We start from the raw sequence: 3,857 nt of genomic DNA on the forward strand, positions 1-3,857 counted from the left end.
ATWAAAATCAAATTTATCAAATTTCATAATTTTAGATTCCTATAATTTCTATTTTAAATATATTTTATAGGAATTTTAAAATAACTAGGTTATGCAAGAAGTCTAATGTTGTCTTACTTTAAATTAAGACAGAAAGATGGGTGAATTTAAAATGAAAAAAATTTTAAATTTATTAACTGCATTAACAATTAGTGGAGTAAGTATACCAAAAGTAACAGCTTTTAGTTCATCATCTGAACAAAAAAAGGAGCAACATTCAAAACAGAAATAAAACTTTACTATAATGAAAATAATAAAAAAAAATAAAATTATTTTTAATGATTGATATATAGAAAGCGATGGTTGACATTTATCTCATACATTTAATCTTGGAACAAATAATCCGATTAATTATAAAAAAATTATGTTTTTAGGTGAAAAAAGTGATTTTTTTTCAAAAATTAGCTGAGGGGAAGAAGCATATTATGGAACAAAACTATCTTATTTCATATGATGTTCCTCATTATATTAACAATGAAAATCGTTTTATAGTGCAAAGCTTCCAATCACCAGGTTTTCCATATTTAAAAGCAGTCCAAGAATTTGCTTTAACTTGATATTATGAAAATAATAATTTTTATATTCAAATTTTATCATATCATTGAATAAGTGTTACAGGCTCTTATGTTTATGGCGGAGCATGACAAGGAATTGGAAAAGGAATTAAATTATATAATATATAATTTTATATGTAATTTTGCATAATACTTACAGACAAATATACTTTGCACTATAAAAACGATTAATTTTATGTAAAATAGTTTTGATATTAATAACTGACTTAATATAACACGTTCATCAATACTAAAATGCTTATAATTATTAAATACCTTTCTAAAGATTTTTTATTAAAAGAAAAATATAATCAATATGTAAACTATAATATGAAGAGCAAAGAAAAAACTATAAACAATGTTTATAGTTTATCATCATAATAATTTCTATTATGATGGTTTTTGTTAATACTTATTTCTTGCAATGTTTGGTAAAATTTTGTTTTAATAATTTTATTATTACAATAATTATATAAATACATACTACCAATTAGGATTCCCAAAATGGCAAAAAAAACAATGAAAAATCATACATATCCTGGAATTCCTAAAAAAGGAGTATGGATATTTAAAAAGAAATAGGGGTATCATCGGTTTTCAATAACCTCTGGTTCATTGCCTGGTCAAGTAAAATGGTTACCAGACAAACGACGTAATTCTCCTCTAATCATTGCATAAGCGCAATATGCTAATAGGACAAGTAAATATTTTCAAAAGTTTTTTCTAAAAAATTGTTTTAAGTTAATTTCTTGTTTATTTTCCATAAAAAATAAGATGTAAATAACAAATGCAATTGGATTTGTCATATGGTCAATAACTGTTGTAATTCATCTTATCGCGCTGCATGGTAAAGGTTGTGTTGGTAGTAATAAACAATTGTAAATAATAAAAGTAATTGTAATATAACAAGCTGCTGCTAGTGCAACTGGGTATAATTGAATTTTATTTTTATTTTCTTGATGATGACGAATTCCACTAATTAAGAATCAGAATAAGATTCCTAGGTTTGATAAGCATGTAAAAGTTGTAAAAAAATCTAATGTATATACGGTGTAATCGCCATTATAACGGTTCATAATATCATTTTGATTTAAAATTCCATTAACGAACGCTCATCCTAAAATAGCAAGGCCAACTATTGCAAAAAATAGTTTATAAATTTGCTTTCAAGCTAATTTTATTTTTAAAATCATTGATAACTATTTCTCCTTGTTTTTTAGTTTTTTGTAGTAATTTAATATCCTGCATTACTACTATAATATTGTAACATTGATTATTTTAAAAAATGCTTTATCAAAGCAGAAAACTTTATTAAAATAATGTTTTTGTTTAAAAAGGTATACATTTTTATAAAAATTGGGTAAGATAATATAAACCTAAATTTATACAAGGTTTATTAGAAGAGGTGTAATTATGTCAAAAAAAGAACTAGCAGCACAAATTGCCGAAAAATTTACTGATGTGTTATCAAAAACACACGCAGAAGAAATTACAAATTTTGTTTTTGATCATATTAAAAATGCTTTAGTTGCTGGAAAAGAAGTTTCAATTGCAGGATTTGGGAAATTTGCTGTAACTGAAAGAGCAGCAAGAGATGGAAGAAATCCATCAACAGGAGAAACAATTAAAATCCCAGCTTCTAAATCAGCTAAATTTAAAGCAGGTAAACAATTAAAAACTGATTTAAACAATAATTAACAATTAGGAAAGATTTAATTGTTATGTTAAATAGTTTATTTAACAAAGGAAGTATTAATAAGTGACGTTTTTTGTTAAGTCATTATAAATTAATAAATTTGTCAGAAAAACAGTTAATATTAATCATGTTGATTATGAACTGTTCTTCTTCTGATAAAAGGTTTATTACGCCATTAGAAATTGCAAATCATTCTAATTTTACTGAGGCTCAAGCAAAAAAGATGTTAGATCATTTGAAACAAGCTGGTTTTATTGATATTAAAATGAAAAAAGGTGTTTTAGAAATGGATTTATCCCCAATTTTTAATAAGATCATTATTGCAATTGAAAACCTAGAATTAAATGTTGAAAAAAAGATTTTATTTGAACAAGTAAATCAAATTTTACAGTATCCTTTAAATGAACACGAAAAAGCAACTTTAAATACTTATTTAGAAAATAAAATTTCTGATTTTCAATTAACCCTAATTATTAATAATCATCAAAATGCAAAACTAACTTTTAAAGATTTACTGAAGTTTATTGATAATTATCTTAAAAATAAACCAAAATCATTAACTAAATATAATTGATTAATTGATTAAGAATTGGTTCGAAATCAAGAAAATTAGGAAAAACTAAAAAAAGTTCATGGCCATTTTAAAATATGAAAGTGGTATTTGTTTTGTTGGCATTAATTTTATTCACTCTATTAATTTTTGATATGATAAAATAAAATAACGATCATAATAATGAAAGTAAATAATAATAAAACTAATGCCATGATGATTATGAACTGATGCTAATTGTTGTAATTGATGAGTCTTAAGATTGTTTAAATTAAATTTTTGTTGAGTACTTTCTTTTGCTTCAAATTCAATATAATAACCTTGATAAAGTCCATAATAATCACATCCAGTTTTTGTTTTAAAATAACTTTTTGTGATTAAATGCTGTTGTTTTTCAAGCGGGGTAATATTTACTGGTCGTTTAAAAAAAGACCAGTATTATTATCAAAATATTTTTGAATAGTATAATTAAGTAAAGATTCTAAAAACATGCCACGATTATTGGGTAGATACATTTTTGTTTCCTCCTTCAATAATTAATTATCAAAAAAGGAAGTTTGTTCCTTGCAAATGAGGTGTAAAAAATGAAAACAATTAAATTACGAGCAACGGATATTATTAATAAGGAATTACAAGTTGATTATCAAGGCTATGATCCAAATGAAGTTGATACATTCTTAGATATGGTTGCGACAGATTATCGAGTTTTTGAAGGAATTACAAATGACTTTAATAAGGAAATCAAGTACTTGCGTCAACAATTAAATGATTTGCAAGATAAAAATGATGTTTTAAGAGCTCAGCTTGATGAAACAAAAGCTCAAAAAGCCCGCTTAGAAGAAGAAGGTTTTTCAAAAGCGGATTTAATAAAGCGTATTCATAACTTAGAAGGAAAAATAAATAACGATTAGATTCTTTAATTTTGTCGAAAACTCTTGATGAAATAAAAAAAATCATCAATATGACAATTTGAAAACTAATTTTGTGTAAGATTATGATTTTGCTTTAAATTTTAAAY

Annotated in this window: 6 protein-coding genes; 4 read left to right on the top strand and 2 right to left on the bottom strand. The window is 24.3% G+C overall.

Translation table 4 applies throughout. From position 1 onward, the window contains the following. The first annotated feature begins 464 nt into the window (after positions 1–464). On the top strand, positions 465–722 hold the full coding sequence (locus tag EHV01_RS03830; RefSeq protein ID WP_422066275.1) for a hypothetical protein: 258 nt from the start codon (positions 465–467) through the stop codon (positions 720–722). Between the two features lie 233 nt (positions 723–955). Here EHV01_RS03830 and EHV01_RS03835 read toward each other — a convergent pair whose 3' ends face one another. After that, positions 956–1,786: a Pr6Pr family membrane protein gene (locus EHV01_RS03835; RefSeq protein ID WP_422066276.1), complete on the bottom strand. Its 831-nt coding sequence runs from the start codon at positions 1,784–1,786 to the stop codon at positions 956–958. Positions 1,787–2,006: 220 nt separating this feature from the next. On the opposite strand from EHV01_RS03835, the gene EHV01_RS03840 reads away from it, so the two are divergent. Together EHV01_RS03840 and EHV01_RS03845 are read left to right on the top strand one after the other, a co-directional pair. Next, complete coding sequence (locus EHV01_RS03840) at positions 2,007–2,291, top strand: HU family DNA-binding protein (RefSeq protein WP_114565281.1); 285 nt, start codon at positions 2,007–2,009, stop codon at positions 2,289–2,291. Positions 2,292–2,314: 23 nt separating this feature from the next. Next, positions 2,315–2,875, top strand: coding sequence for a DnaD family protein (locus tag EHV01_RS03845; protein ID WP_422066277.1), 561 nt, complete (start codon positions 2,315–2,317; stop codon positions 2,873–2,875). A 33-nt stretch (positions 2,876–2,908) separates the two neighbouring features. Here EHV01_RS03845 and EHV01_RS03850 read toward each other — a convergent pair whose 3' ends face one another. Then, entirely contained in the window at positions 2,909–3,247 is a 339-nt protein-coding gene (locus EHV01_RS03850) for a Holliday junction resolvase RecU (RefSeq protein ID WP_422066278.1), read from the bottom strand. A 176-nt stretch (positions 3,248–3,423) separates the two neighbouring features. On the opposite strand from EHV01_RS03850, the gene EHV01_RS03855 reads away from it, so the two are divergent. Then, positions 3,424–3,750, top strand: a complete 327-nt coding sequence (locus EHV01_RS03855) for a DivIVA domain-containing protein (protein WP_400248922.1) — start codon at positions 3,424–3,426, stop codon at positions 3,748–3,750. The last annotated feature ends 107 nt before the right edge of the window (positions 3,751–3,857 follow it).

Source organism: Spiroplasma sp. hy2, from assembly GCF_044714365.1.
GTDB lineage: Bacteria > Bacillota_I > Bacilli_A > Mycoplasmatales > Mycoplasmataceae > Spiroplasma > Spiroplasma phoeniceum.